This is a genomic window from Desulfarculaceae bacterium, assembly GCA_020444545.1.
GTDB lineage: Bacteria > Desulfobacterota > Desulfarculia > Desulfarculales > Desulfarculaceae > Desulfoferula.
The window spans coordinates 139,914-165,702 of the sequence record JAHLKT010000001.1; the positions used below are offsets into that span (position 1 = coordinate 139,914).

Consider the following 25,789-nt stretch of genomic DNA (forward strand, 5'->3'; position numbering starts at 1 on the left):
ATATGACAGCGCAGCCACTGACTGCGGGGGTGCTCTTGTTCGAGCAGGTGGAGGTGCTGGATTTCGCCGGGCCCTTCGAGGTGCTGGGACGTGCCCGCACCGCCGACGACCTGCCTTGCTTCAAGGCCCTGACCATCGGAACCAAGCCGGAGATAGAGTGCGTGGACGGACTCATGGTCCGGCCTCATGCGCTATTGGATCAGGCCCCGGCCCTGGACATCCTGGTGGTGCCCGGCGGCCCGGGCGCCCGCCTGCCCGAAAATCCCGAGCCGGTGGTGGAGTTCATCAAGGCCCAGGCGCCGTCGCTGCAAATACTGGCCTCGGTGTGCACCGGCGCGGTGTGGCTGGCCCGGGCCGGGCTTTTGGACGGCCTCACCGTGACCACCCATCCGCGTTTCCGGGCCCAGCTGGCCCGCGACTATCCCAAGGTGACGGTGATCAACAACCGCCTGGTGGATTCGGGCGGGGTGGTCACCGCCGGGGGCGTGGCCTCGGGCGTGGACCTGGGGTTGTACTTACTGGAGCGCTTCTACGGCTGGGAGACCCGGCGGCAAGAGGCCATCCGCCTGGACGGGCCCTGGCGCTAGCAAGGGCATAAACTTTGATTCGCGAGGGCGGGGCTGCTCCCCGCCCTATTCTTTTGCAACCGGCGCCATCCCCCAAGCTACGAAGGCTCGAACCGTCCTTTTCAGAAATAGACAGTCATCGCGAGGAGCGGCGGCCTTGGGGCGGGTAATGAAAGAGGCGACCGTCCCGCCGCGAGGTGGCGATCTTCCTTGGTGTCTTCTCCGGCTTGGACCGAACAGAGAAGAAGGGGAAAAAGAAAAGAAAAAGCGTTTTTTTGCCGGGGCCGCCCTGGGCCGGCATAAGGGTGGTTGCCGGGAAAGGGCGCTCGTTGGCGGGGCGTGGACGTGGTGCCGGGGACGCGGAGCAGGGGGGTGAAAAATTAGCTGGGCTTTAGGGAGGCAGGCCGGGTGGGGCGCGGAGATGCCGGCCCGGTGGCGACCCCGGCGGGGGTGGTTGGGGGAGAAAAGGGGGGAAGAAAAGACAGGGGGCGCTAGCGGAGCTGCCAGGCCAGTGTAGGGACGGGGTTTATCCTCGCCCAGACATTTTTCTAATACCAACAACCCTTGTCATTGCGAGCGCAGCGAAGCAATCTCTGCCTGCAAAAGTCGGAGTCGCGCGGCCGGCCTCGTCAGCTAGAATCGCAAGCCCCCCCAAACCTCCTGCCGCTCGGCCAAAGCCTCGCTGCCCAGACAGCGAGCTGTCTGGGACACCCGCTCTTTTTTTATTACCTGCTTCTTTGGATCGCCCCAAAAAAACCCGGGCCCCATATGGGACCCGGGCGTTGCTCGCTTTATTCGCCGCGCTAGGCGCGCTGCTTCACGTTCTGTTGGATGTACTCCACGATCTGGTGGGTGGAGGTGCCCGGGCCGAAGATGTCGGCCACGCCGGCCTCCTTCATGGCGGCCACGTCGCTCTCGGGGATGACCCCGCCGCCCAGGACCAGCACCTCGTCGTCCAGGCCCTTTTCCTTGACCAGCTTCATCACCTCGGGGAAGAGATAATCGTGGGCCCCGGAAAGGATGGACAGGGCGATGACGTCCACGTCCTCCTGGATGGCCGTGGCCACGATCTGCTCCGGCGTTTGCCGCAGGCCGGTGTAAATCACCTCCATGCCCGCGTCCCTAAGGGCCGCCGCGATGACCTTGACTCCCCGGTCGTGACCGTCCAGGCCGGGCTTGGCCGCCAATACTCTAATCTTGCGCATGGCTTTGCTCCTCCTAGATGGTCGTGGGGGCCTGGTATTCGCCGAAGACCCCGCGCAGGGTGTCGCAGATCTCGCCCAGGGTGGCGTAGGACTGCACGCAGCTCAGGAAGTGGGGCATGAGGTTGTCCTCGCCCTGGGCCGCCGCCTTGAGGGCGGCCAGTTTCTGCTCCACCGCCGCGTTGTCGCGCTCGGCCTTGAGCTTGGCCAGGGCCTCCATCTGCTCCAGGCGCACCTTGGGGTCCACCCTGAGAATGTCGCCGGGCGATTCCTTGGCGGTGGCGAACTTGTTCACCCCCACCACCACCCGGTCGCCGCTCTCGATGGCCTTCTGGTATTCGTAGGCCGCTTCCTGGATCTCGCGCTGCACGTAGCCCTGCTCCACGGCCTCCACCGCGCCGCCCATCTCGTCGATCTTGGCGATGTAGGCCTCGGCGCCCTTCTCGATCTCGTCGGTGAGCTCTTCGATGTAGTACGACCCGGCCAGGGGGTCCACCGTGCTGGTGACGCCGGACTCGTAGCCGATGATCTGCTGGGTCCTGAGAGCGATGGTCACCGCCTCCTGGGTGGGCAGGGCCAGGGCCTCGTCCATGGAGTTGGTGTGCAGGCTCTGGGTGCCGCCCAAGACCGCGCTCATGGCCTGGAAGGCCACCCGCACGATGTTGTTCTTGGGCTGCTGGGCAGTGAGGCTGCATCCGGCGGTCTGGGTGTGGAAGCGCACCATCAGGCTCTTGGGGTTGGTGGCCCCGAAGCGCTCCTTCATGATCCTGGCCCACAGCCGCCGGGCGGCGCGGTACTTGGCCACCTCCTCCAAAAACTCGCTGTGCGCGTTGAAGAAGAAGCTCAAGCGCGGCGCGAACTGGTCCACGTCCAGGCCCGCCTCCATGGCCGCCTTTACATAAGCCATGCCGTTGGCCAGGGTGAAGGCCACCTCCTGCACCGCCGTGCTCCCCGCCTCGCGGATGTGGTATCCGCTGATGCTGATGGTGTTCCACGAGGGAACCTCCTCGGCGCAGTAGGCGAAGATGTTGGTGATGATGCGCATGGAGGGCTTGGGCGGGAAGATGTAAGTCCCCCGGGAGGAGTACTCCTTGAGGATGTCGTTCTGGATGGTGCCTCGGAGCTGGTCCGGGCCCACCCCCTGCTTGGCGCCGACGGCGATGTACATGGCCAACAGGATGCCCGCCGGCGCGTTGATGGTCATGGAGGTGGAGACCTTGTCCAGGGGGATCTGGTCGAACAGAAGCTCCATGTCCTTCAGCGAGCTGATGGACACGCCCACCTTGCCCACCTCGCCCTGGGCCAGCTTGTGGTCCGCGTCGTAGCCGATCTGGGTGGGCAGGTCAAAGGCCACGCTCAGGCCGGTGGTGCCCTGGTCCAGCAGATAGCGGTAGCGCTGGTTGCTCTCGGCGGCGGTGGCAAAGCCGGCGTACTGGCGCATGGTCCAAAGCCGGCCGCGATACATGTTGGGCTGCACGCCCCGGGTGTAGGGGTACTCGCCCGGCAGGCCCAGCTTGTCCGCGTAGGCCTCGCCGGGTTCCTGGGGCAGGTACAGGCGTTCCACCGGCAGGCCGCTGATGGTGGTGAACTGGTCCTTGCGCTCGGGGCGCTTGGCCACCAGCTTGTCCACCTTGGCCTGCCAGGCCATTAGTTGTTGATTAAAATCGCTCATGTCTCCCCTCAATCACATCGGCACGTTGCCGTGGCGGCGCTGGGGCCGGAAGGTGCGCTTGGTCTTGAGCACGTCCAGGGCGCGGATGAGCTTGGAGCGGGTCTGGCTGGGCAGGATGATCTCGTCGATGTAGCCCAGCTCCGCCGCCCGGTAGGGGCTGGCGAACTTGGCCCGGTACTGGCTCACCAGCTCCTGGTAGGTCGCGTCCTTGTCATCGGCCTGGTCCAGCTCCTTGCGGAACACGATATTCACCGCGCCCTCGGGGCCCATCACCGCGATCTCGGCGGTGGGGTAGGCCAGGTTCACGTCCGCGCCGTGGTGTTTGGAGCCCATCACGTCGTAGGCCCCGCCGTAGGCCTTGCGGGTGATCACGGTGATCAGGGGCACCGTGGCCTCGCAGTAGGCGTAGATCAGCTTGGAGCCGTGGGTGATGATGCCGCCGTACTCCTGGTGCACGCCTGGCAGGAAGCCCGGCACATCCACGAAGGTGACCACCGGGATGTTGAAGGCGTCGCAGAAGCGCACGAAGCGGGCCGCCTTGCGGCTGGCGTCGATGTCCAAACAGCCGGCGAGCTGCATGGGGTTGTTGGCCACGATGCCCACGGCCATGCCCGCCAAACGGGCGAAGGCGGTGATCATGTTTTTGGCCCAGCCCTTGCTGACTTCGAAGAAGCTGTCGGTGTCCACCACCGTCTTGATCAGCTTCTTCATGTTGTAGGGCTGCTTGGAGCTGTCGGGGATAAAGGCGTCCAGCTCCGGCGCGATGCGGCTGGCCGGGTCGCCGGTGTGCTTCTCCGGCGGCTTCTCCTCCCAGTTGCTGGGCAGATACGAGAGCAAACGGCGCACCATTTCCAGGCACTCGGCGTCGTCCTTGGCCATGAACTGGGCCACGCCGGACTTGGTGTTGTGCACCTTGGCTCCGCCCACCGACTCGCTGGTCACCTCCTCGCCGGTCACCGACTTGATGACCGCCGGGCCGGTGATGTGCATGTAGGAGGTCTGGTCCACCATGAAGATGAAGTCGGTGATGGCCGGGCTGTAAACCGCGCCCCCGGCGCAGGGGCCCATGATGGCGCTGATCTGGGGCACCACGCCGCTAGAGAGCACGTTGCGCCTAAAAATCTCGCCGTAGGAGCCCAGGGAGACCACGCCTTCCTGGATGCGCGCGCCGCCCGAGTCGTTCAGGCCGATCACCGGAGCCCCGGCCTTTACCGCCAGGTCCATGACCTTGCAGACCTTCTCGCCGAAGGGGCCCGACAGCGAGCCGCCGAACACGGTGAAGTCCTGGCTGAAAACAAAAACCGGGCGGCCATTGACCCGCCCGAATCCCGTCACCACCCCGTCCCCGGGTATTTTGTTTTTTTCCATCCCGAAGTCGGTGCAGCGATGGACCACGAAGCGGTCGAACTCTTCGAAGGTCCCGGTGTCCAAGAGGGCCTCGATGCGCTCCCGGGCGGTCATCTTGCCCTTGGCGTGCTGGGCCTCGATGCGTTTTTCGCCCCCGCCCAACTGGGCCGCCGCGTCCCGGCGTACCAGATCTTCGATCTTTTCCTTGGTGGTGACCGGCACGTTCTGCATTACGAGGACCTCCCTCTTAACCGATTGCCTGCGCTCCTGCCGGAGCCGCCGCCCGCGCGGGGGGCCCCAAACAAACGAAGGCTGCCCAGAGCTGATTGGGGTTCAGTCCTGGGCAGCCCGCGGCCGCTGTCATAGCGGGGCCTGAACCCCGTTTTTAGCTGAGAACTACCAGTACCTGCTCGGCTTCCACGGTCTGGCCCGGCTCAACCTTGATCTCGGCGACGGTGCCGTCTTCCTCGCACAGGATCGGCATTTCCATCTTCATGGCCTCGAGCACGGCCACTTCGTCGTCCTCGCCAATGGAGTCGCCGACGTTGACCGAGATCTTGATGACTTTGCCGCCCATGGGTGCTTTAATTTCTGCCAAGGTGTACCTCCCTATTGATCCTATGAGCCCAAAGGCCCCTGCGTTTTTGCCTGGTTGAACTTCGGTAAAAATGTCCCCGAAGAATAGACCGATACGGTGATTTTTGTCAAGTTCCAAGGAGATCGGCGGTTATTCCTCGGTGGTCTCCTCGTCTTCCAGTTTGGCCAGGTCCTCGAAACGTATATCCGCGCCCAATACGGCCACGATATTTTCGTTGTCGTCGCGCAGGGGGCCGCTCAAGGTGATGCACAACGCGCCGGTGATCTTGCTGGTGTAGAACTCGCTCACATGGAGCTTGCCGTCCTTCATCGGCTTGATGAACCAGTCGCGGTCGCTGAAATCGGTATCCAACATGGCCGAGGAGTACTTGGCCCGGTCGGTGATGTTGGTGATGTTCTTGGTTATCTTGTAGCCCTGCGAGTTGACCACGTAGAGGAACTGGATGAAGGGGTTCTTGTCCAGGGCCTCCTGCAACAGGGGCTCGATGACCGCCGGGGCCATGGTCTTGAGCTCCGGGCGGTCGATGATCTCCTCGCCCAGGGACAGGGCCAGCTTTTTGGCGCGGTCCTTCAGGCGGTCGAACTGGCTGTAGAACAGCTCGGGCAACTGCTTGCGGGCCACCACCTCCAGCTCGGAGTTGCCGATGGAGGTCAGGCGTCCCTCCTCGTACTGCTCGGAGACCCACTTGTTGATCTTCAAAATGCCCGGATGACGCTTGTCCACCCGCTTGTCGCCCTCCAGCTTGAGGCGCTGGTTGACCCAGTGGGCGATGGCCGCGGCCCCGCTCTTGTCGGTGATGGCGATGGTGTAGGGCCGGTTGAGGATCTTCTCGGTGTCGAAGATGTTGTAGATCTCCGGGTTCTTCACCAGCCCGTCGGCATGGATGCCCGCCTTGGTGGAGTTGAAGTCGCGGCCCACGAAAGGGGTGGTGGAGGCGATGCGGTGGCCGATCTCCTTCTCGAAGTACTCGGCCAGGTCGGTGATCACCCTGGTGTCCATCCCGTCGGCCCTGCCCCGTAGCGAGATGTACTCGATGACCAGCGCCTCCAGGGGCGTGTTGCCGGTGCGCTCGCCAAAGCCCAGCACCGAGCTGTTGGCCCCGGCGCAGCCGTAGAGCCAGGCGGTGCTGGCGTTGATGAGCACCTTGTAGAAATCGTTGTGGCCGTGCCACTCCAGGAGCTTGCCCGGGCAGCCCGCGTCGTCGATCATGGCCCGCACCAGGCGGGGCACGCTGCGGGGCAGGGCCGCGCCGGGATAGGTGACCCCGTAGCCCATGGTGTCGCACAGGCGAATCTTGATGCCGATGCCCGACTCTTCCCGAAGCTTGGCCAGCTCACGGGCGAAGGGCACCACGAAGCCGTAGATGTCGGCCCGGGTGAGGTCCTCGAAGTGGCAGCGGGGGATCAGCCCCAGGGACAGGGCGTCCTTGACCACCCCCAGGTAGCGGTCCATGACCTGGGCCCGGGTGAGGTTCATCTTGTGGTAGATGTGGTAGTCGCTCACCGAAGTGAGGATGCCGGTCTCCTTGAGGCCCATCTTCTTGACCTCGGCCAGCTCCTCTTTCTTGGCGCGCACCCAGCCGGTGATCTCCGGGAAGCGGTGCCCCAGGGCCATGCACTGCTCCACCGCTTCCTTGTCCCGCTGGCTGTAGAGGAAAAACTCGCATTGGCGCACGATGCCCTTGGGACCGGAGAGCTTGTGGAGCATGTCATAGATGTCCACGATCTGTTTGGTCTTGTAGGGCGGGCGCGCCTGTTGCCCGTCACGGAAAGTGGTGTCGGTGATGAACATCTCCTCGGCCGGGTCCAGGGGCTGGACCATGTGGTCGAAGTCGGTGCGGCACACCTCGTCATAGGGGAAGATGTTGCGGAAGAGCTGCGGCTCCGCTTGGTCCACCAAACTGACGAAGTTGGGCTGATGCGTGTGGTCCAGCAAGCGGCGGCGCGGATTCCATTCAGCCATGGTCCACCTCTTTCCTGATCGAATTTCACATGCACGCAAAAATACCGGAAGGGGGCACCCTCGTCAAAGGGCGTCCCCTCCGGGTGTTCGCGCATACAAACAACTCCGGCCCGCCCCGGGGGGGCGGGCCGGGTTGGTTACGTCGTGGTGCCTACTTGGGCGGGCAGTAGCGCTTGGCGCCCTTGGGAGGCATGTACTTGGGGAACTTCTTGGCCTGGGTGCGGGCGGCGGCCTTGTCGGCGTCGCTCACGCTCCGGGGAACCATCAACACGGTGCCGACCGAGATCTTGTTGGGATTCTTGATCTTGTCCTTGTTGGCGTTCCACAGCAGGGGCCACAGCCAGGGATCGTTGTAGATCTGGGGCTTGGCCGAGATGCTCCACAGGTCGTCGCACTTCTCCACGGTGTAGGTGGTGGGCAGCGCGGGGGCCGGAGCCGGCTTCTCGGTCACCGGCATGGGCTTGGCCGGCGCGGTCCACTTCTTGACGGCGGGAGGCGGAGGCGGAGCCTTGGGGGGAACTTTCTCCACCCCACACACCGATGCACAACCACCCAGCAGGCCCAGAGCGGCTACAATCGCCATCCAGGGCAAAACCTTTTTCAGCTTGGTCATTCCCATATCCTCCTTACCAATTTCCTCCCTAGGAGCGAAGTGCCATAATCACTCACCGGGTAAACCACATTAAGCGAGTCAATGAAGCATCACCCGTAAGTTACCACTATTTTTACTCTCTGTACAATTCTAGGCGCGTTGTTCGTATAAAGTCAACATCCGGTGGCCACAATGCCGCCGAGTTGTCACTTGGCCGGTTTATCCAGGCGCAGGCCCAACTCCAATAGCTGCTCCCGGCTCACCGGTCCGGGGGCGTCGGTGAGGGGACAGGAAGCCTTCTGGGTTTTGGGGAAGGCGATGACCTCGCGGATGGAGGGCTCACCCGCCAAGATGGCGGTCAGCCGGTCGAAGCCCAGGGCCAGGCCGCCGTGGGGCGGTGCGCCATAGGTCAGGGCCTCCAGGAGGAACCCGAACTTTTCCTGGGCGTCCTCGTCGGAAATATTTAGCGCTGCCAACACCTTGGCCTGCACGTCCGCGCGGTGGATACGGATGGAGCCGCCGCCCACCTCGGAGCCGTTGAGCACCAAATCGTAGGCCCGGGCCTTCACCGCGCCGGGGTCGCTCTCCAGCAGGGGCAGGTCCTCGGCCCGGGGAGAGGTGAAGGGGTGGTGCATGGCCTGCCAGCGCTTGGCCTCGGGGTCCCACTCCATCATGGGGAACTCGGTGACCCAGCAGAAGCTCAGCACGCCCTCGGGGCGCAGCCCGAAACGGCGGGCCAGCTCCAGGCGCAAACGGCCCAAAGATTCGTGCACCACGGCGGGCACGTCGGCCCCGAAGAACAGAATGTCGCCTTCCACCGCGTCCATGCGGGCGTTGATAGCCTGCTGCTGCTCGGGGGTGAAGAACTTGGCGATGGGCGACTGCCACTCGCCGCCCGCCTTGATCTTGACCCAGGCCAGGCCCTTGGCCCCGAAATCGGCCACGTAAGAGGTCAGGTCGTCCAGGTCCTTGCGGCTGAGCGAGGCCATCTCCTTGCCGTTGATGGCCTTGACCGCCAGGCCCTTGGAGGCGGCGGTGGCGAAGAGCTTGAACTCCGCTTCGGCCACCAGGTCCACCACGTCGGTCAGCTCCAGGCCGAAGCGCACGTCCGGCGCGTCCAGGCCGTAGCGGCTGATGGCCTCGTCATAGGTCATGCGCGGCAGGGGTAGCTCCATCTCGCGGCCCGTGGCCTCTTTGACGATCTCGGCCACCAGGCCCTCGGTGAGGGCCATGACGTCTTCCTCGCCCACGAAGCTCATCTCCAGGTCCACCTGGGTGAACTCGGGCTGGCGGTCGGCGCGCAGATCCTCGTCGCGGAAGCAGCGCACGATCTGGTAGTAGCGCTCGATGCCGCCCATCATCAGCAGCTGCTTGAACAGCTGGGGCGACTGGGGCAAGGCGAAGAAGCTGCCCGGGCTCACCCGGCTGGGCACCAGATAGTCGCGGGCGCCCTCGGGGGTGCTTTTGGTGAGGACCGGGGTCTCCACCTCCAAAAAACCCTGGCCGTTCAAATAGCTCCGGGCCGCGGCCGCCGCCCGGTGCCGAAGCAGCAGGTTGGCGTACATCTCCGGCCGCCGAAGGTCCAGGTAGCGGTACTTCAGGCGGATGTTCTCGCCCACGTCGATCCAGTCCTCCAGCATGAACGGAGGCGTCTTGCTGGGGTTCAAGATCTCGAAGCTGTCGACATAGACCTCGATCTCGCCGGTGACCAGGTTGGGGTTGGCCATGCCCTCGGGGCGGGCGCGCACCGTGCCCCGCACCGCCAGGCAGAACTCGCTGCGGATGGTGTGGGCCTCGGAGTGGGAGCCCTGGTCGATCTCCGGGTTGAACACCACCTGGGTGATGCCCTCGCGGTCCCGTAGGTCCACGAAGATCAGCCCGCCGTGGTCGCGGCGGCGCTGGGCCCAGCCCATGAGCACCACCTGGTCGCCCACCTCCGCCGTGCCCAGCTGGCCGCAGGAATGGGTGCGTTTGAGGTCTTGGATGAATCGTTCAGACACTTCTATTCTCCTGCCGCCGCCAGGCGGCTCACAATCTCGCCAAGGGGCAGCTCGCTCTGCTCGCCGCTGGCCATGTCCTTGAGCGGGGCCGCGCCTGCCTTGAGTTCCTCGCCGCCCACGATGAGCACCTGGGCCGCGTTCATTTTGTTGGCCCGGCGCATCTGGGCCTTGAGGCTCACGTCGCTGGAGCTCATCTCCACCCACAGGCCCTTCTTGCGTAAGCCCGTGGCCGCGCCAAAGGCCCATTCCCGGGGCTCGTCGCCCAGGGCGGCGATGAACAGAGCCGGTCCCTGTTGCCACTCGGGCCGGTCCTCGATGAGCAGCGAGAGCCGCTCTAGCCCCAAGGCGAAGCCGATGGCCGGAGTGGCCGGGCCGCCCAGGGCTTGGATCAGCCCGTCGTAGCGCCCTCCCCCGCCCACCGCGTCCTGGGCCCCCAACTCGCCGGTCTTGAACTCAAAGGCGGTGCGGGTGTAGTAGTCCAGGCCGCGCACCAGCTTGGGGTCCAGGGAATACTCCACCCCGGCCAGGTCCAGCAGGCGCTTCACCTGGTCGAAATGGGCCGAGCAGTCCGGGCACCAGGAGCCGGAGATCAGGGGCGCGCTGGCCGCGATCTCCTTGCAATCCTCCTGCTTGCAGTCCAGCACGCGCAGGGGGTTGTTGACCAGGCGCTTTTTGCAGTCCTCGCACAAACGGCCCTGCTTGCCCTCGAAGTAGGACAGAAGCGCCTCTTTGAACTGGGGACGGCACTCCGGGCAGCCCAGGGAGTTGAGCACGATCTCCACCTTGGACACGCCCAGGGTCTTCAGCAAATGGTCGGCCATGACCAGCAGCTCGGCGTCGCTCTGGGGCCCGGCGTCGTCCAGGACCTCGCAGTCGAGCTGGTGGAACTGGCGCAAGCGGCCCTTCTGGGGGCGCTCGTGGCGGAACATGGGGCCGATGGTGAACAGCTTGTGGGGGCCGGGGACCGCGTGGAGCTTGTGCTCCAGAAAAGCGCGCGCCACCCCGGCGGTGGCCTCGGGCCGCATGGTCAGCGAATCGCCGCTACGGTCCTCGAAGGTGTACATCTCCTTGGAAACGATGTCGGTCTCCTCGCCGATGGAACGGGCGAAAAGCTCGGTGCGCTCCAAGATGGGAACCCTTATCTCATTGAATCCGAAAGCCGCGAACGCTTCCCGGGCCGTGGCCTCGATGAAGCGCCACTTGGGGGCCTCGGGGGGCAAAAGATCCTTCATGCCCCTGACCGCCTGAATGGCCAAAACGCCGCCGCCTTTCCGTTGTTCGGGTTGGGGCTCCGGGAGAGCCGCCAGGAATTTTGCATATATACCCGGAATTTGTAAGCGGGTCAAGGAAAGGGCACCCCGGGCCGGTTTACCAAATTGCAATTGAGCGCCCGGCCGCACAATCTACAAATATGTGACCGCCGGGGGCGCGCCCGCCTACCTTGCTACCGATTGGTATGTTTTTTTGGGGCACAATACCGATTGGTATGTTTTTTGGCAAAATTGGCCATAACCATCTATTATTAATTGTAAAATCCTCATCGACAATTCTGCGCAAAGACCGGCCTCCAAGCGGTTTTTGGCCCTTGGCGCGGCCCGGCGGCCGTCTGGAGGCGCTCCCGGCCCCCATCCCGGCCTACCTTTAGGTAGGGTTTCCGTCTCCCGCCTCGGAGCGGCCCGATGCCATAACCTACATTTTTTCCTGCTTAATTTTGAAACATTTCATGGTTGGCATTGTAGTTGCCTTCACTAGCCCGGAAACAGCGCCGCCCATACCGCCAGAGGGTAGGACCGGCGGCTTTACACATAACCAGAGGCACTGTTAGTCGAGTAGGAGGACGCAGTCATGGCAACCCCCATCAGCGCCGGAGACACCGGCTGGATACTCACCAGTTCGGCGATGGTTCTTTTGATGACCCCCGGCTTGGCCTTCTTTTACGGAGGCATGGTTCGCAAAAAGAACATCCTTTCCACCCTGAACCTTTCTTTCATCATGATGGGCCTGATCGGGGTCCAGTGGGTTCTCTACGGTTACAGCCTGGCCTTCGGCAAGAACGTCTTCGGCATCGTGGGTGACCTCAGTTTCCTGGGCTTTGCCGGCGTCACCGGCGCGGCGGGGCCCTATTCCGATAAGATTCCCCACCTGGCCTTCGCGGCCTTCCAGATGATGTTCGCGGTCATCACCCCGGCGCTGATCACCGGCGCCTTCGTGGAGCGCGTGCGCTTCAAGACCTTCCTGGTATTCAGCCTCATCTGGGCCACCATCGTATACGACCCCCTGTGCCACTGGGTGTGGGGCGACGGCGGCTGGATGGGCGCCATGGGCGCGCTGGACTTCGCCGGCGGCACCGTGGTCCACATCGCGGCCGGCTTCAGCGCCCTGGCCTTCGCCATGGCCATCGGCCCCCGCAAGGGCTTCCCCAAGGCTCCCATGGAGCCCCATGACATCCCCTACACCGTCTTGGGCGCGGGCCTGCTGTGGTTCGGCTGGTTCGGCTTCAACGCGGGCAGCTCCCTGGCCGCCGACGGCCTGGCCTCCTACGCCTTCGTGAACACCAACACCGCCACTGCCGCCGCGGCCATGAGCTGGATGATGGTGTCCTGGGCCGACGCGGGCAAGCCCAGCGTGCTGGGCATCGCCACCGGCGCGGTGGTGGGCCTGGTGGCCATCACCCCGGCGGCGGGCTTCGTCACCCCCATGGGGGCCATCGCCATCGGCGCCATCGCCGCGCCCATCAGCTACTACGCCATCCGCTTCCGCCAGAAGCGCAACCTCGACGAGTCCCTGGACGTCTGGGCCTGCCACGGCATGGCCGGCACCTGGGGCGCTTTGGCCACCGGCCTGTTCGCCGCCCCCGCGGTCAACGGCGCCACCGGCCTGTTCTACGGCAACCCGGCCCAGCTGGGCATCCAGGCCTTCAGCGTGGCGGTGACCATCGTGTTCGTGTTCGTGGTCACCTTCGTCCTGGCCAAGATTCTCGACGCCACCATGGGCCTCAGGGTCAGCCAGCTCGAGGAGGAAGTGGGACTGGACCTTTCCGAACACGGCGAGCGGGCCTACTCCTAGGAAGCCCCATAGCGGAATCAAAAAGCATAGGAGGCATATAAGCCATGCTTAAGAAGATAGAAGCGATCATCCGCGAGGATAAGGTGGGCGACGTGAAGGATGCCCTGCACGAGATCGGCATCCGGGGCATGAACGTCTTCGAGATCCGGGGACAGGGCCGCCAGGGCGGCATCACCCTGGCCGGGCGCTCGGGCACCTACCAGGTGGACATGCTGCCCAAGATGCAGCTCAACATCATCCTCAGCGAGCAGAACGTCGACGACACCATCGCCGCCATCCTCAAGGCGGGCCAGACCGGCGACGCCGGCGACGGCCTGATCTTCATCTACCCCGTGGACGAGGCGGTGCGCATCCGCACCGGCGAGCGGGGCAACGAAGCGGTGATGTACCCCGGCGACATCGACGAGAAGAAAAAAGGCGCCGCCTAGAAACAGCAGCACCGGCTAGACAACCATAGCGGCAAACAACGGGCCGGAAGGGGAGCATTCCCTTCCGGCCCTATACTTTTTCGGTTCAGCCTCGCGCCTAGTTCAGGAAGCGCTCCCGGGCCAGCTCGCGGCCGGTCTCGGTCTTGAAGACCTTGTCGATGAGCTTGGCCATCTTCTCCTGGCTGATCTCCGGGAACTCCTCGGGAATGTTCACCAGCCAGTCGCTGTCCCACAAGATGCGGAACTCCAGGGTGTCTATGTTCCGGGCGCTGTGGTGATTGGCGATGATCTTGCCCACGTGGTCGCGGGTGTCCATGTCCAGGCCCAGGTCCTTCATTATCGCCTCGGCGATGGGCGGGCCTTCCAGCTCCTGCCAGCGCCCGGCGCTGGAGCCGTGCTTGGCCTCGGCCGCCTGGATGCCGATGTCGTGCAACACCGCCGCGGCCAGCACCACCTTGGGGTCGCCGCCCTCGGCCTTCATCAGCTCCTGAGCATTGGCCAGCACTGCCTCGGCGTGCTCGATGCGCTTGGTGTCCCGGCCGAAAGTGGCCCGCATGGCCTCCAAGAGGCGCTCCAGCAGGGTCTCGCCCCCACCGCCCGCGGCCGCGTTCTCGGCCAGGACCTCCTTGGGGTCGTAGCCCAGGCAGTCCTTGGCGTGCTCGCACCAATTGGCGCAGCCCAGGTTCAGCTTGGGGTTGGCCACCTTGGACCCGCACTTGGAGCAACGGCGGCTGGCGTCGTCCTTGAAGAACTCCACCTCCGCGCCGCAGTTGGCGCAGGTGGTCTCGAAGATGTCGCCCGGTCCCCAGAACTTGGTGTCCTGGCCGGGGCACATGGTCTGAGCCATCAGATACCCCCTCGCTCTCGGGCCCACCAGGCGGCGAAGCGCTCGCCCGGCGGGGCGTGGTCGATGTAGTCGTTCACTACCTGCCGAAAAATATCCACCGCCTGCTCGGGCCGCTCCACCACGGCCACCTCGCGGGCCAAATGGGGATGCCGCCCCAGCTTGCCGCCCAGGAGCACCCGGGCCAGAGGCGGCCCCAGGCTTACGGCCTCCTCGGGGCAGGCCTGGCTGCACGCTTTGCATCCCAGGCAGGAATCGGGGTCCCACACGGCGGCCTCGCGCAGGGTGATCGCACTGTCGGGGCAGGCTGCGGCGCAAAGGCCGCAGGCGGTGCAATCATCCGGCTCGAAAACCGGCCGCGCGGTTCCCACCAGAGCCAAATCCGCGATCTGGGGCCGGGAGCAGCCATTGGGGCAGCCGCTCAGGGCAATGCGCAGCTTGTGGTGGAACAGCACCGAGTCCTCTTCCACCCGGGCCCGCAGCCGCTCGCTGACCTTGTCTTGCTCCAGCCAGGCCTCGATGGCCGCGCGCCAGGGCTCGGTGTCCAACAGCACGTTGGGGCAGTTGCTCAGGCCCGCCCGGCAGGCCTCCAGCACCACCATCTCGGCTCCCGGCTGGTTGGGCGCGGGCAACAAGGAGGCCAGCTCCTTTTCGCTCCGCCCGCCCATCACCGCCCGGAAGCGGGCCTCGGCCTCGGCAAAGTCGGCCAGGCGCACCCGGTCGCCTCCGGCGGCGGCCACCCGCTGCTCCACCTTGCGCCGGGCCAGGCTCCGCACCAGGGCGGGCACCCGCTTGAGCGCCTCGTGGGCCTCGGGCTCCCAGGCTATGGCCGGGGTGCGGGCCATGGGTCTAGGCCGCCTCGTTCCAGGGAAGGTCGGCGCTGCTTAGCACTTGGCCGCCCCGGCCGATGACCATCTCGCCCACGGGCAGGTCCTTGCCCGCCTTGGCCAGGGCCTGCTCCACTATCCAGTTCAGGCCGCCGCAGCAAGGCACCTCCATGCGCACCACGGTCACGGAGTTGACCTCCGCGTTGGCCAACAGGTCGGCCAGCTTGTCCACGTGGGCCTGGGGGTTGTCCAGCTTGGGGCAGGCCAGGGCCACCGCCCTGCCGGGCAACAGCCGGGCGTGCAGGTCGGGCAGCGAGGCCGCCGCGCAGTCGGCCAAGAGCAGCAGGTCCGCGCCCTTGAGGAACGGGGCCTGGGGCGAGAGCAGTTGCAGCTTGATGGGCCAGTGGCCCAGGGTGCTGGCCGCCGCGCCGGTCGCCGGAGCGGCCGAAGCGGGCGAGAGGCTCATGGCCGCGTGGCCCGGACAGCCTCCGGCCATGGGCATACCCTGGGGCTCGGCAGGGGCCGCGCCTTGGCCTTGGCCTTGCAGAAGCTCCTCCACCGCCGCCTCGTCGAACTCCTCGGCCTCGCGCTGGGTAACGGTCAACGCGCCGGTGGGGCAGCCGTCCAGGCAGGCGCCCAGGCCGTCACAGTAGATCTCGCCCACCAGGCGGGCCTTGCCGTCCACCAGCTGCAAAGCGCCCTCGGCGCAGTCCAGGATGCACTGGCCGCAGCCGTTGCACAGCTCCTCGTCGATCTGAATGATGTCGCGGGTCTTACGCATTTTGGGCCTCGCGCAGAAAAGAGTCCTTAAAATCGGACAAACGGGTGGTGCTGAAGTATTCGCGCACCTCGTCGCCCACTCGCTCCAGCAGGCCGCCCATGATGCAGTTGCCGTCGCACATGGGCTTACCCAGAAGGCAGTGTTGCTCCCTGAGCGGCCCCTCGGTGGCCTCGTAGACCTCCAGGAGGGTGATCTCCTCGGCCTTGCCCAGGAGCGAAAAGCCTCCCTTGGGCCCCCGCTGGGAGCGCACCAGACCGGCCCGGCCCAGGCGCTGCATCACCTTGGCCAGGTGGGCTTCCGACACCCGGAGGCGCGAGGCCATCTCCCGGGTGGAGATGAGGCGCCCCGGCTCGGCGGCCAACAGGCCCATGGTGTGCATGGCCAGAGAGGCGGCTTCGGATATTTTCAGCAAGTGCTGCATAAGGATTCCCCTCTAATGAATTATTCTGGTATTAAAATACCTATTTAATCCCCAAAGTCAAGCATGGGCCTCCAAAAAATTTTGGCACCACATCCAAGCATTTGGATTTATTGCAAATTAAATATACGGCCCGCGGGGAGAGTCTTGGCCATAAAAGCGCCAAAAAACTCGGGCCGTTGCTCGGGGCGGAATAAATCCCCGGGCAGCGGCCCGTTGACTGTGGCCTTGGCGCTTAGGCGCGGCGGGTGGCTTTTTTGCCCCGCCGGCGGCGCAGACGGGCCGCGCCGACCGCGCCCAGGGCGGAGACCATCAGCAGCATGGTGCCCGGCTCGGGGGTGCCCGCGCTGCCGCCGCCTCCGGTGCTGGGCACGCTGGAGATCTCGGTCACCAGCTTCTTGAGCAGCGACTCGCTGAAGCTGCTGTAGTTGCGCGCCTGCACGATAAAGGAATCGTCCCCGCCGATCACGTTGCTGGAGTAGTACTCGGCCAGGCTGTTGTTGCCGATGGGCAGGCCGTTGATCACGATGCCCGCCGCCAAGGCGTCGGCCCGCGCGGTCTTCAGGTTCAGACCGTAGGGGTCCTGGTTGTTGGTGCCGTCGCCGGAGATGTCTATGACCTCCTTGGTGGCCAGGTAGGTCTCGTCGGTGGCGAAAAGACTGGTGGCGTAGCTCAGGGCCCCGGAGATGGAAGTGCTGCCCGAATAGGGCCGCTTCACTTCGCTCAAGGCGCTGGCAAAGTCGAAGGAGGTGGCCGCGTCGCCGATGTAGAACCAGTCCACCGCCGTGGCCTGCTGGTTGCGGCCGGACCAGAACACCATGTTCACCGCGATGGACCCGATGTCGTTGCCCACGATGGCCGAGATCACCTCATCGCTGCGAAAAGCCTGGGCATAGCCCTGCATCTGCAAGTTGAACTCGGAGTTGCTCACGCTGCCCGACACATCCACCAGCAGGGCGAGCTGCAGGTCCACCGGAATGCTGTCGGCCCGCGAGGCGGCCGGGACCAGCAGCAACAAAGCCAGGGCCACCAGCATGGCGGTCTTCTTCAGCGACATTATTCTTCCCTCTCAAACGCCAGGCTATTACGAAGCATCACGCTTTAAAAAAACGAAGTTTGTTGGGGCAGTTTTTTATTCTGGCCCAATAAACCGGGGGATGCAACCAGTTACCCCAAATTTTGCCAGCCCGGCGGCCGCCTGGCGGGCCTACAATGATTGCTTTGCCGTGCTCCCGGCTCCAGGCGGCCCTAGGGCTCCGGCGCAAAGGGATCGGGGCACCCCGGGGGCAGGGGCACGTCAAAGCTGGTGATCACCCGCGCGATCATGCCGTAGAAGCCGCAGAGCACCACCAGCTCGATCATGGGCTCAAGGCCCAGCTCCTTTTCCAGGCCGGCTTGCAACTCCGCCGGCAAGGACTCGGCCCGGAACACGTATTCCACCGCGTCGTGGACCAAGGACTGAACCGGGGTGAGGCCGTCGGGCTTTTCCCCGTTCTGGAGCTGGGCCAGGAGGTCGGCGCTCAGGCCCAGGCCCACGGCCACGGGCTCGTGCTTGCACCACTCATATCCCACCCCGGCCAAACGGGCGAAGCGCAGGATGGCCAGCTCCCTGAGCTCGCCGGGCAGGGTGGAGTCGCCAAAGCGGAAATAGGTGCCCAGCTGGGCCACGTGCTCCAACAGGTCGGGGTGGTTTAGCAGGGAGCGGTACATGCCGTCGATGCGGCCGCGTTTGGCGGCCAGCTCGTCGTAGAGCCGCCGGGCCTTGGGGCCCAGATGCCCCACCGGGTCGGGAAGTCGCGCCATGGGCTCATGCCTCCAAGTGGCTAGTGGTCATCCACCCATTCCTTCTTGGCCTGGCTGTAGGGGGTGACCGGGGTGGTGAACTTCTTGTCGCAACGCACGTCCAACAAATAGGCCTTGCCCGAGCCCAGGGCCTGTTCGAAAGCCCCGGCCAGCTCGCCGGGCTGGCTCACGGTGGCCGCCTCCAGGCCCAAGGAGCGGGCGAAGCCGGCCCAGTCGTGGGTAGGCAGGCTGGTCAGCGCGTCCGGGCCCGGCCCCTCTTGGTGGGCCCGCAGCCACACGTTGGCCAGGGCGCTGTTGTTGAGCACCACGTAGACCACGGGCAGGCCGTAGCGGGCCGCGGTCTGGATCTCCATGCCGTGCATCATCATGCAGCCGTCGCTGGTGATCACCGCCAGGGGGGTGCCGGGCCGGGCGGCCTTGATGCCCACCGCGGCGGGGATGGCCCAACCCATGGGCCCCAGGTTGGTGGCCGAGTAATAGGTATGGGGCCGCAATGCCTTCCAATAGTGCCCCGCAAAGGCGCGGTGGGCCCCGGAATCCACCACCAGGGCGCCCTCGGGCGGCATCGCCTTGCGCAGCTCGGCTATCACCCGGGCCGGGTGCAGGGGCACCGCCTCGCTGCCCTGGTTCTGTTCGTCGTAGTACTGCCCGCCCAGGGCGCGGATGCCCTCCAGCCAGGCGGCGCGCGCCGGGATGCCGCTCTTGAGGGCCTGGTCCCGCGCGGGTTCGGGGTTCATCAGCTCGCGCAGCACCTGGCCGCAGTCGCCCACCAGGGGCAGCTCCACCGGCCAGGTGCGGCCGGGCACCGTGGGGTCGATGTCCACGTGCACCAGGCTGCGCTGGGGCAGCATCTTGGGGTCCCAGAACATGCTGTCGCGCTGCAACAGGCCCGAGCCCAGCACGATGAGCAGCTCCACCTCGCCGGAAAGCATCGTCTCGATGGCGTGGCGGTGGCCCGCGTAGCCGAACACCCCCAGGCTCAGGCGGTGGTTCTCGGGCAACACGCCCTTGGCCCTGAGGGTGGTGGCCACCGGAATCTCGTAGCGCTCGGCAAAGCGGCGCAGCTCGTCCCAGGCGGCCGCCTTCTCCACCCCGGCCCCGGCCAGGATGCAAATCTTCTCCAGCCCCGCGCCGCCCTCCGGCGGGGCCAGCAGGGCCCATAGCCGCTCCATGGCCTTTAGGTCCACCACGGCCGGGCGGTAGTGGGAGCCGTCCAGCGGGGCCCAGGGCTCCTCGCTGGGAGACTTCTGCACATCCAAGGGCAGGCTAAGGTGCACCGGGCCCCGCCCCCCGGCCAACATGCGCTCCAGGCAGGCGCGCAGGTGGTGGCGGACCAGGGCCGGGCTCTCCACCGCGAAGGAGGCCAGGCTCAGGGGGCGCAGGATGCTGATGTCGTCCAGGGCCGCCGGGCTGGAGTCCTGAAAGCCGCCCCGCCCTTCCCAGTCGGTGGGCACCTGGCCCGAGACCACCAGCATGGGCGAGCCGTCGGTGCGCGCCGCCTCCACGGCGGTGGCGGTGTTGGTGATGCCCGGGCCGCCGATGACCAGGCAGGTCCCGAAGCGGTTGCTGGCCCGGGCGTAGCCGTCGGCCATGTAGGCCGCCCCGCCCTCCTGGCAGGCCACGATGGGCGTGAGGCCCTCCACCTCGGAAAAGGCGGGCAGGAAAGGGTCCACCAGCCCGCCGGGCACCATGAACACGTGGGAGATGCCTTCAGCCTTGAGCGCTTCCAGCAGATAGGTGGTCACTTTGGGAGTCATGGCGCCTCCGAGCCTTGCGGCCTGGTTAAGGGTGGCCGGGGACTCGCCGCCCCGTGGCGCACCCAGGGGGATAGCCGATATCGGCTACTAAAATGGTAAAGGAAGCCGGGAAGCGGAAGCAACCGGGGCGGGCGCGAAGAACCGCACCGTCCGTGCCGCGTAATTACGGCCGGCCCCCTTGGGGAGCAAAGGCAATTCTTGCTTTATTCGCTTGGCATTCGTGGGATATAGTCATTTCACCTGCAAAATAAGTTCTCCTTCGGAGGCCCAATGGCTGCAAAACTGCCCCGCTGCCTTGGTTGGCTTATTGCTTTTGTCTTGGTGCTGGCCCTGGCGGCCGCGCCCACGGCCTTTGCCGCCGAGGCGCCGAGAAGCGTCACCGTGGCCATCGGCGAGGACTACCCCCCCTTCAACGCGGTGGACGGCCAGGGACATCCCTGGGGCTGGCTGGTGGACACCTGGCGCTTGTGGTCCTCCAAGACCGGCATCGAGGTCAAGTTCGTCGCCGCCCCCTTTGCCCAGACCCTCAAGCTGGTGGCCGAGGGCAAGGTGGACGTGCACGGCGGCTGCTTCTACAGCAAACAGCGCGCCGAATACCTGGACTTCGCGGGCCCCCTTTGCCGGACCAGCAGCACCTTTTTCTTCCACAAGGGCCTGTACGGCATCAACACCGTGCTGAACCTGGCCCCCTACCGGGTGGGAGTGATCAAAGGCGATTTCCTGGTGGAGTTCCTCCGGGACAAGCTTCCCGAGGCCGGCCTGGCCGAGTTCGACACCTACGATGACATGTTTACCGCCCTCAAGGCCGGCGAGATCCGGGTATTCGCCTCGGACACCCCGGTGGGGCTCTACTTCCTGAATAAGTGGAACCTGATCTCCGACTACACCTTCCTGCCCGACAAGCCGCTCTACAGCGCCGAGTTCCGGGCCGCGGTGAAAAAGGGCAACGGGGAGCTGGCCGGGATCGTGGCCAAGGGGCTGGATAAAATCAGCCGGGCCGAACGGGTGGCTATCGAGCGCCGCTGGAGCGGGATGGCCCAGGGCCGCAAAAAGGGCGTGCTCCTGGTGGGCTGCGAGCGTCACAACCAGCCCTTCAGCTCGCTGTCCACCACCGGCAGGCCCACCGGCATCCTGGTGGACATCTGGCGACTTTGGGCGGCCAAGACCGGGAGGCGCATCGAGTTCGTCTTCGGAACGCGCTCCGGCCTCATCGACCGGGTGCGCAACGCCGGGGTGGACATTGTTGCCGGCCTGATAAGCGAGCCCTACATGGACTCGTGGATGCAGCTCTCCCATCCGCTGTTCACCATCAACACCGCCCTGTTCTACCGCACCTCCGACGGGCCGGTGGACCCGTCGCGGCTGGCCGGCCAGAACGTGGGGGTGCTCAAGGACTCCTTTTTAATCGGCCTGCTGGCCAAGCGCCATCCGGGCATAATCTTCGAGCAGATCGACAGCATGGCCGGCCTGGCCCGCACCCTGCAGAAAGGCGAAGTGCGGGCGGTGGCCGCGGTGGCCGCCTCCTTCAACGAGACCCTGGTCCATATGGGCTACAGCGGCGACATCACCTGGGACGGCACGCCTCTATCGGCGGAAAGACTGCAAGCGGGCGTCGCCAAGGACAAGCCCGGACTCCTCGAGGTGGTGAACAAGGGCCTGGCGGCCATTACCCGGCAAGAGATTCTGGCCATCGAGAAGCGCTGGGTGCCCGACGAGACCATGCAGCACTTCGCCAACACCGGCAAAAGGTTCGTGCTCAGCCCGGCGGAGAAGAAGTGGCTGGCCGCGCGCAAGAGGCCCATCGTGGCAGGGGCGGAGATGGACTGGCCACCCTTCGACTTCGTGCAGGCCGGCCGGGCCACCGGATACTCCAACGAGCTGTTGCGCCTGGCGGCCGAAAGAGCGGGCCTGAACCTGCAATTCGTTTCCGGCTTCACCTGGGAAGAGCTGCTGGTCAAGTTCAGGAAGGGCGAGATCGACATCCTGCCCGCGGTGTACGAGACCCCGGAGAGGGTCCGGGAGATGGCCTTCACCAAGGCCTATGCCGCCAACCCCACGGTGATCGTGACCCGCGACGGCGAGTCGCACATCCGCAACCTCGAGAACATGGCCGGCAAGAAGCTGGCCGTGATCGAGGGCTTCTCCATCAGCCGCCTGCTCATGGAAAAGCATCGCCATATCAAACAGGTCTTTGTCAAAAACGTCCTGGAGGGCCTCAAGGCGGTGTCCCTGCGAAAGGCGGACGCCTTTGTGGGCAGCCTGGGAGTTATCACCCACATCCTCAACGAGAACATAATCCCCAACGTGCGCATCGTGGACGAGGTCGTCCTGGACAAGCCGGAGGCCACCAGCCTGCACATGGCCACCCTCAAGAGCCAGGCGGCTCTTTGCGGCATCTTGCAAAAGGCCCTGGATGCCACCCCGCCCGGGGCCAAGCAGCGCCTCAAGCAGCAATGGCTGCCGATCTCCGTCGGCAGCCAGGCGGCGACCAAGGAGCTGGTGCTCTCCGCGGCCGACAAAAAGTGGCTGGCCGCGCACCCCCATATCGCCCTGGGCATCGACCCGGCCTGGATGCCTTTCGAGGGGATCAGCGAGGAAGGGGATTATCAGGGGATCGCGGCGGGGCTCTGCGAGGTTTTGGCCAAGAAGCTCGGGGTTGCTTTAGAGCCGGCCCCCGGGCTCACTTGGCCGCAGGTCCTGGCCAAGGCCCGCCGGGGCGAGGTGCAAATGCTGCCCGCGGCCATGCGCACCCCCGAGCGGGAGAAGTATCTGCTGTTCTCCCGGCCCTACCTCAGCTTCCCGGTGGTGGTGGTCACCCGCGATGACGTGCCGGTCATAGTCAAGCTGGAGGACTTGAAAGGCAAGGACATCGCGGTGCCCCGGGATTACGCCGTGTTCGAGCTGATCAAAAGGGACCATCCCGAGCTGCGCCTCAAACCGGTGCAAGACATCGAGCAAGGCCTCAGGGAGGTTAGCGAAGGGGAGGTCTATGCCTATGTGGGCAACATAGCCTCCGTCAACTATCACCTGAAGGAAATGGGCCTGAAGAAGCTCAAGATCGCGGCCACCACCGGGTACAACTTCGAGCTGTCCATGGCGGTGCGCAAGGACTGGCCCCAGTTCGCGGCCATGGTGCAGAGGGCCCTGAACTCCATGACCCCCGAGGAAAAGGCGGCCATTACCAGCCGATGGATCAACGTCCACTTCGCCGGGCGCATCGATTGGGGCTTCATAGCCAGGGCGGGAGGCACCGCCGCGGCGGTGGTGCTGATAGTCCTGACGGTGATCATCATCTGGAACCGGCGCATGGCCCGGGAGGTGGCCCAGCGCAAGGAGACCGAGGAGCGCCTGGCGGCCATGGTGGCCAACGTGCCCGGGGCAATTTTTCAGATGAACATCCACCGCGACGGCCGGCGGGAGTACCACTACCTGAGCCCCCAGGCAAAGGAGTTCTTCAACGCCACGCCCGAGGAGATCATCGCGAACAAGAGCCTGCTTCCCTGGCACCCAGAAGACCAGGCGAGGGTGAACCAGGAGATAGAGGCCTCCATTTCGGCGGAAGGGTACGTCGATCTCGAGGCCCGCATCATTCCTCCGGGCGGGGAGGAGAAGTGGGTCCGCTTGACCGCGTCGGCCGCCGATGGAGGCGGGGAATTTCTGCTGGCCACCGGATTCATCCTGGACGTGACCGCGCGCAGAATGGCCGAGGAGCGCTTCAAGAGCATGGCCGCCAACGTGCCGGGAACCATATTCCAGTTCGTGGCCACCGCCGGCGGACAGGCGCGCTTCACCTATGTCAACGAGCAGGCCGAGGAGTTTTGGGGAGCGCCCCCGGAGGTGATCATCGCCGAGAAGCGCCTGCTCCAGTTCCACCCCGACGACAAGGAACGGGCCATCGGAGAGATAAACCGCTCCCTGGTCAAGCAACAGAAGCTCAATATGGTGGTGCGCATCTACATGCCTAACGGGGAGATCGGCTGGATAAGGGTCAGCGCCACGCCCTCCCGCATTTCCGACAGCGAACTCGCCTACAACGGCTTCATCCTCAACATCACCGAGCGCAAGCTGGCCGAGCATGAATATCAGGCCGCCGAGCGCAAGGTGAAGGCCATGAGCCAGGCGGTGGGCGACGCCCTGATCATGATCGACGGCGAAGGCAAGATCATGTTCTGGAACCCGGCGGCGGAGCGGCTCTTCGGCTACAGCGAAGCCGAGGCCCTGGGCCAGGACTACCACGGCCTGACCGCGCCCGAGGAGTACCAGGACAAGATCCGGCCCGGTTTGGCCCATTTCGCGCGCACCGGCGAGGGCCCGGTGTTGGGCACCACCACCGAGATCACCGGCCGCAACCGGCAAGGCGAGCAGTTCCCGGTGGAGGTGACGCTGTCCTCCTTCCAGCTGGAGGGCCAGTGGTTCGCGGCGGGCACGGTGCGCGACATCAGCGAGCGCAAGAAGGCCGAAGAGGCCATCAGGGAAAGTGAGCAAAGGGTCCGCACCATTCTCAACTCCATCAACACGGGCATCGTCATCATCGACCCCGAGAACCACACCATCTTCGACACCAACCCGCTGGCGGAGGAGATGATCGGCGTGTCCAGGGAAGACATCATCGGGGCCAAGTGCCATCAGTTCATCTGCCCCAAGGCGGAGAACGACTGCCCCATCACCGACCACAAGCAGAGCATCGACAACTCCGAGCGTATTCTGCTGACCGCCGAAGGCGGTGAGATTCCGATCCTGAAGACGGTTGTGCCCATCAAGTTCGGGGAGAAGGAATACCTGCTGGAAAGCTTCGTGGACATCAGCCAGCGCAAGGAGGCCGAGGAGGCGCTTGCCCAAAGCGAGGAGCGTAGCCGGTCGATCCTGGATTCGGCCGGGGAGGGAATTTTCGGGGTGGACGCCTCGGGAGGCATCTCCTTCATAAATCCGGCCGCCCTGCACATGCTGGGCTTCTCCGAACAAGAGATCATGGGGCAAGAGGTCCACGACCTGATCCACCACCACCAGGCCGACGGCTCCGAGTACCCGGTGGAGGATTGCCCCATGTGGGCCTCCTACACCAAGGGGCAGCCCCACCACATCGAGGATGAGGTGCTCTGGCGCAAGGACGGCTCCTCCTTCCCGGTGGAGTACGCCTCCACCCCCATCGCCAAGGACGGCAAGGTGCTGGGCGCGGTGGTGACCTTCCGGGACATCACCGAGCGCAAGCAGGCCGAGGAGGAGCTTAGGCGCAACCTGGACGAGTTGGAGCGCTTCAGCCGCCTGACCATCGGGCGCGAGGAGCGCATGATCGCCCTAAAGCAAGAGATCAACCAGCTCTTGGAAACGGCCGGCAAGGACAGAAAATACAAGATCGTCGAGCAGAGCGATCTACAGTAAGGGAAAGGGAGACCAGCCATGTTCAAGGAAGAGCGAGACGAGCTGCTGTTCGATTGGAGAATGCTGGGCGACGTGGCCGAGGGACGCCCCAACCTGGGCAACAACATAAGCGTGGAGGTCTACCGGCTGATGCAGTTCACCCTGCGCGACGTGATCATCCAGGAGTACGGCCCCGAGGCGGCCGACCGCATTTATTTCCGGGCCGGGCGCTCGGCCGGACGCCAATTTTTCCGGAACATGATCACCCAAAAGGAAGACTTCAACCAATTCGTCATCGAGTTGCAGCAATTGCTCAGCGACCTGAGCATCAGCATTCTCCGGGTGGAAAAGGCCGACCTGGCCGACATGAACTTCATCCTGACCATGGCCGAGGACCTGGACTGCTCGGGCCTGCCCTTGACCGACGAGAACATCTGCACCTATGACGAAGGCTTCATCAACGGCCTGTTCCTGGAGTTCACCGGACAGGAGTACGATGTCAAAGAGGTCGACTGTTGGTGCTCGGGAGACCGGGTCTGCCGTTTCGAGGTAAAGCCGAAAGCCTAAA

General features: G+C 65.0%; 20 protein-coding genes. 5 read left to right on the forward strand and 15 right to left on the reverse strand.

Annotated elements, in window-relative coordinates; genetic code table 11:
- Nucleotides 1-2: 2 nt before the first annotated feature.
- The gene (locus tag KQH53_00670) at nt 3-587 is read left to right on the forward strand and encodes a DJ-1/PfpI family protein (protein ID MCB2225159.1); all 585 of its coding nucleotides are present in this window, start codon (nt 3-5) and stop codon (nt 585-587) included.
- A 782-nt stretch (nt 588-1,369) separates the two neighbouring features.
- Here KQH53_00670 and KQH53_00675 read toward each other — a convergent pair.
- From KQH53_00675 to hisS, 8 genes are all read right to left on the reverse strand, one after another.
- Entirely contained in the window at nt 1,370-1,771 is a 402-nt protein-coding gene (locus KQH53_00675; GenBank protein ID MCB2225160.1) for a cobalamin B12-binding domain-containing protein, read from the reverse strand.
- 13 nt (nt 1,772-1,784) lie between these two features.
- Complete coding sequence (locus tag KQH53_00680) at nt 1,785-3,440, reverse strand: methylmalonyl-CoA mutase family protein (GenBank protein ID MCB2225161.1); 1,656 nt, start codon at nt 3,438-3,440, stop codon at nt 1,785-1,787.
- A 12-nt stretch (nt 3,441-3,452) separates the two neighbouring features.
- On the reverse strand, nt 3,453-5,018 hold the full coding sequence (locus KQH53_00685; protein ID MCB2225162.1) for an acyl-CoA carboxylase subunit beta: 1,566 nt from the start codon (nt 5,016-5,018) through the stop codon (nt 3,453-3,455).
- 154 nt (nt 5,019-5,172) lie between these two features.
- On the reverse strand, nt 5,173-5,400 hold the full coding sequence (locus KQH53_00690; GenBank protein MCB2225163.1) for an acetyl-CoA carboxylase biotin carboxyl carrier protein subunit: 228 nt from the start codon (nt 5,398-5,400) through the stop codon (nt 5,173-5,175).
- A 114-nt stretch (nt 5,401-5,514) separates the two neighbouring features.
- On the reverse strand, nt 5,515-7,347 hold the full coding sequence (locus tag KQH53_00695; protein MCB2225164.1) for a hypothetical protein: 1,833 nt from the start codon (nt 7,345-7,347) through the stop codon (nt 5,515-5,517).
- Between the two features lie 151 nt (nt 7,348-7,498).
- Nucleotides 7,499-7,960, reverse strand: coding sequence for a LysM peptidoglycan-binding domain-containing protein (locus KQH53_00700; GenBank protein ID MCB2225165.1), 462 nt, complete (start codon nt 7,958-7,960; stop codon nt 7,499-7,501).
- A gap of 185 nt (nt 7,961-8,145) precedes the next feature.
- Nucleotides 8,146-9,939 (reverse strand): aspartate--tRNA ligase, encoded by a 1,794-nt coding sequence (gene aspS, locus KQH53_00705; protein ID MCB2225166.1) that lies wholly within the window; start codon nt 9,937-9,939, stop codon nt 8,146-8,148.
- Nucleotides 9,940-9,941: 2 nt separating this feature from the next.
- Complete coding sequence (hisS, locus tag KQH53_00710) at nt 9,942-11,195, reverse strand: histidine--tRNA ligase (protein MCB2225167.1); 1,254 nt, start codon at nt 11,193-11,195, stop codon at nt 9,942-9,944.
- Nucleotides 11,196-11,796: 601 nt separating this feature from the next.
- On the opposite strand from hisS, the gene KQH53_00715 reads away from it, so the two are divergent.
- Together KQH53_00715 and KQH53_00720 are read left to right on the forward strand one after the other, a co-directional pair.
- Complete coding sequence (locus KQH53_00715; GenBank protein ID MCB2225168.1) at nt 11,797-13,005, forward strand: ammonium transporter; 1,209 nt, start codon at nt 11,797-11,799, stop codon at nt 13,003-13,005.
- Between the two features lie 44 nt (nt 13,006-13,049).
- Nucleotides 13,050-13,433, forward strand: a complete 384-nt coding sequence (locus KQH53_00720) for a P-II family nitrogen regulator (protein ID MCB2225169.1) — start codon at nt 13,050-13,052, stop codon at nt 13,431-13,433.
- A 97-nt stretch (nt 13,434-13,530) separates the two neighbouring features.
- Here KQH53_00720 and KQH53_00725 read toward each other — a convergent pair whose 3' ends face one another.
- From KQH53_00725 to KQH53_00755, 7 genes are all read right to left on the reverse strand, one after another.
- Nucleotides 13,531-14,280 carry an HD domain-containing protein gene (locus KQH53_00725; GenBank protein ID MCB2225170.1) on the reverse strand — a complete coding sequence of 250 codons (750 nt, stop codon included), beginning with the start codon at nt 14,278-14,280 and terminating at the stop codon, nt 13,531-13,533.
- Nucleotides 14,280-15,122: a 4Fe-4S binding protein gene (locus KQH53_00730; protein ID MCB2225171.1), complete on the reverse strand. Its 843-nt coding sequence runs from the start codon at nt 15,120-15,122 to the stop codon at nt 14,280-14,282. Before KQH53_00730 ends, KQH53_00725 begins: the two co-directional genes overlap by 1 nt.
- Before the next feature lie 4 nt (nt 15,123-15,126).
- Nucleotides 15,127-15,885, reverse strand: a complete 759-nt coding sequence (locus KQH53_00735; GenBank protein ID MCB2225172.1) for a 4Fe-4S ferredoxin — start codon at nt 15,883-15,885, stop codon at nt 15,127-15,129.
- A complete protein-coding gene (locus tag KQH53_00740; GenBank protein ID MCB2225173.1) occupies nt 15,878-16,306 on the reverse strand; it encodes an Rrf2 family transcriptional regulator in 429 nt (142 codons plus the stop codon). The genes KQH53_00735 and KQH53_00740 overlap by 8 nt, the downstream gene beginning before the upstream one ends.
- A 232-nt stretch (nt 16,307-16,538) precedes the next feature.
- Nucleotides 16,539-17,360, reverse strand: a complete 822-nt coding sequence (locus KQH53_00745) for a DUF1194 domain-containing protein (GenBank protein ID MCB2225174.1) — start codon at nt 17,358-17,360, stop codon at nt 16,539-16,541.
- Between the two features lie 191 nt (nt 17,361-17,551).
- Nucleotides 17,552-18,106, reverse strand: a complete 555-nt coding sequence (locus tag KQH53_00750) for a hypothetical protein (GenBank protein MCB2225175.1) — start codon at nt 18,104-18,106, stop codon at nt 17,552-17,554.
- A gap of 20 nt (nt 18,107-18,126) precedes the next feature.
- A complete protein-coding gene (locus KQH53_00755; protein MCB2225176.1) occupies nt 18,127-19,863 on the reverse strand; it encodes a thiamine pyrophosphate-binding protein in 1,737 nt (578 codons plus the stop codon).
- A gap of 270 nt (nt 19,864-20,133) precedes the next feature.
- Here KQH53_00755 and KQH53_00760 point away from each other — a divergent pair, with 270 nt between their 5' ends.
- Together KQH53_00760 and KQH53_00765 are read left to right on the forward strand one after the other, a co-directional pair.
- Nucleotides 20,134-25,242 (forward strand): transporter substrate-binding domain-containing protein, encoded by a 5,109-nt coding sequence (locus KQH53_00760; GenBank protein MCB2225177.1) that lies wholly within the window; start codon nt 20,134-20,136, stop codon nt 25,240-25,242.
- 18 nt (nt 25,243-25,260) lie between these two features.
- Nucleotides 25,261-25,788 (forward strand): 4-vinyl reductase, encoded by a 528-nt coding sequence (locus KQH53_00765; protein MCB2225178.1) that lies wholly within the window; start codon nt 25,261-25,263, stop codon nt 25,786-25,788.
- The last annotated feature ends 1 nt before the right edge of the window (nt 25,789 follow it).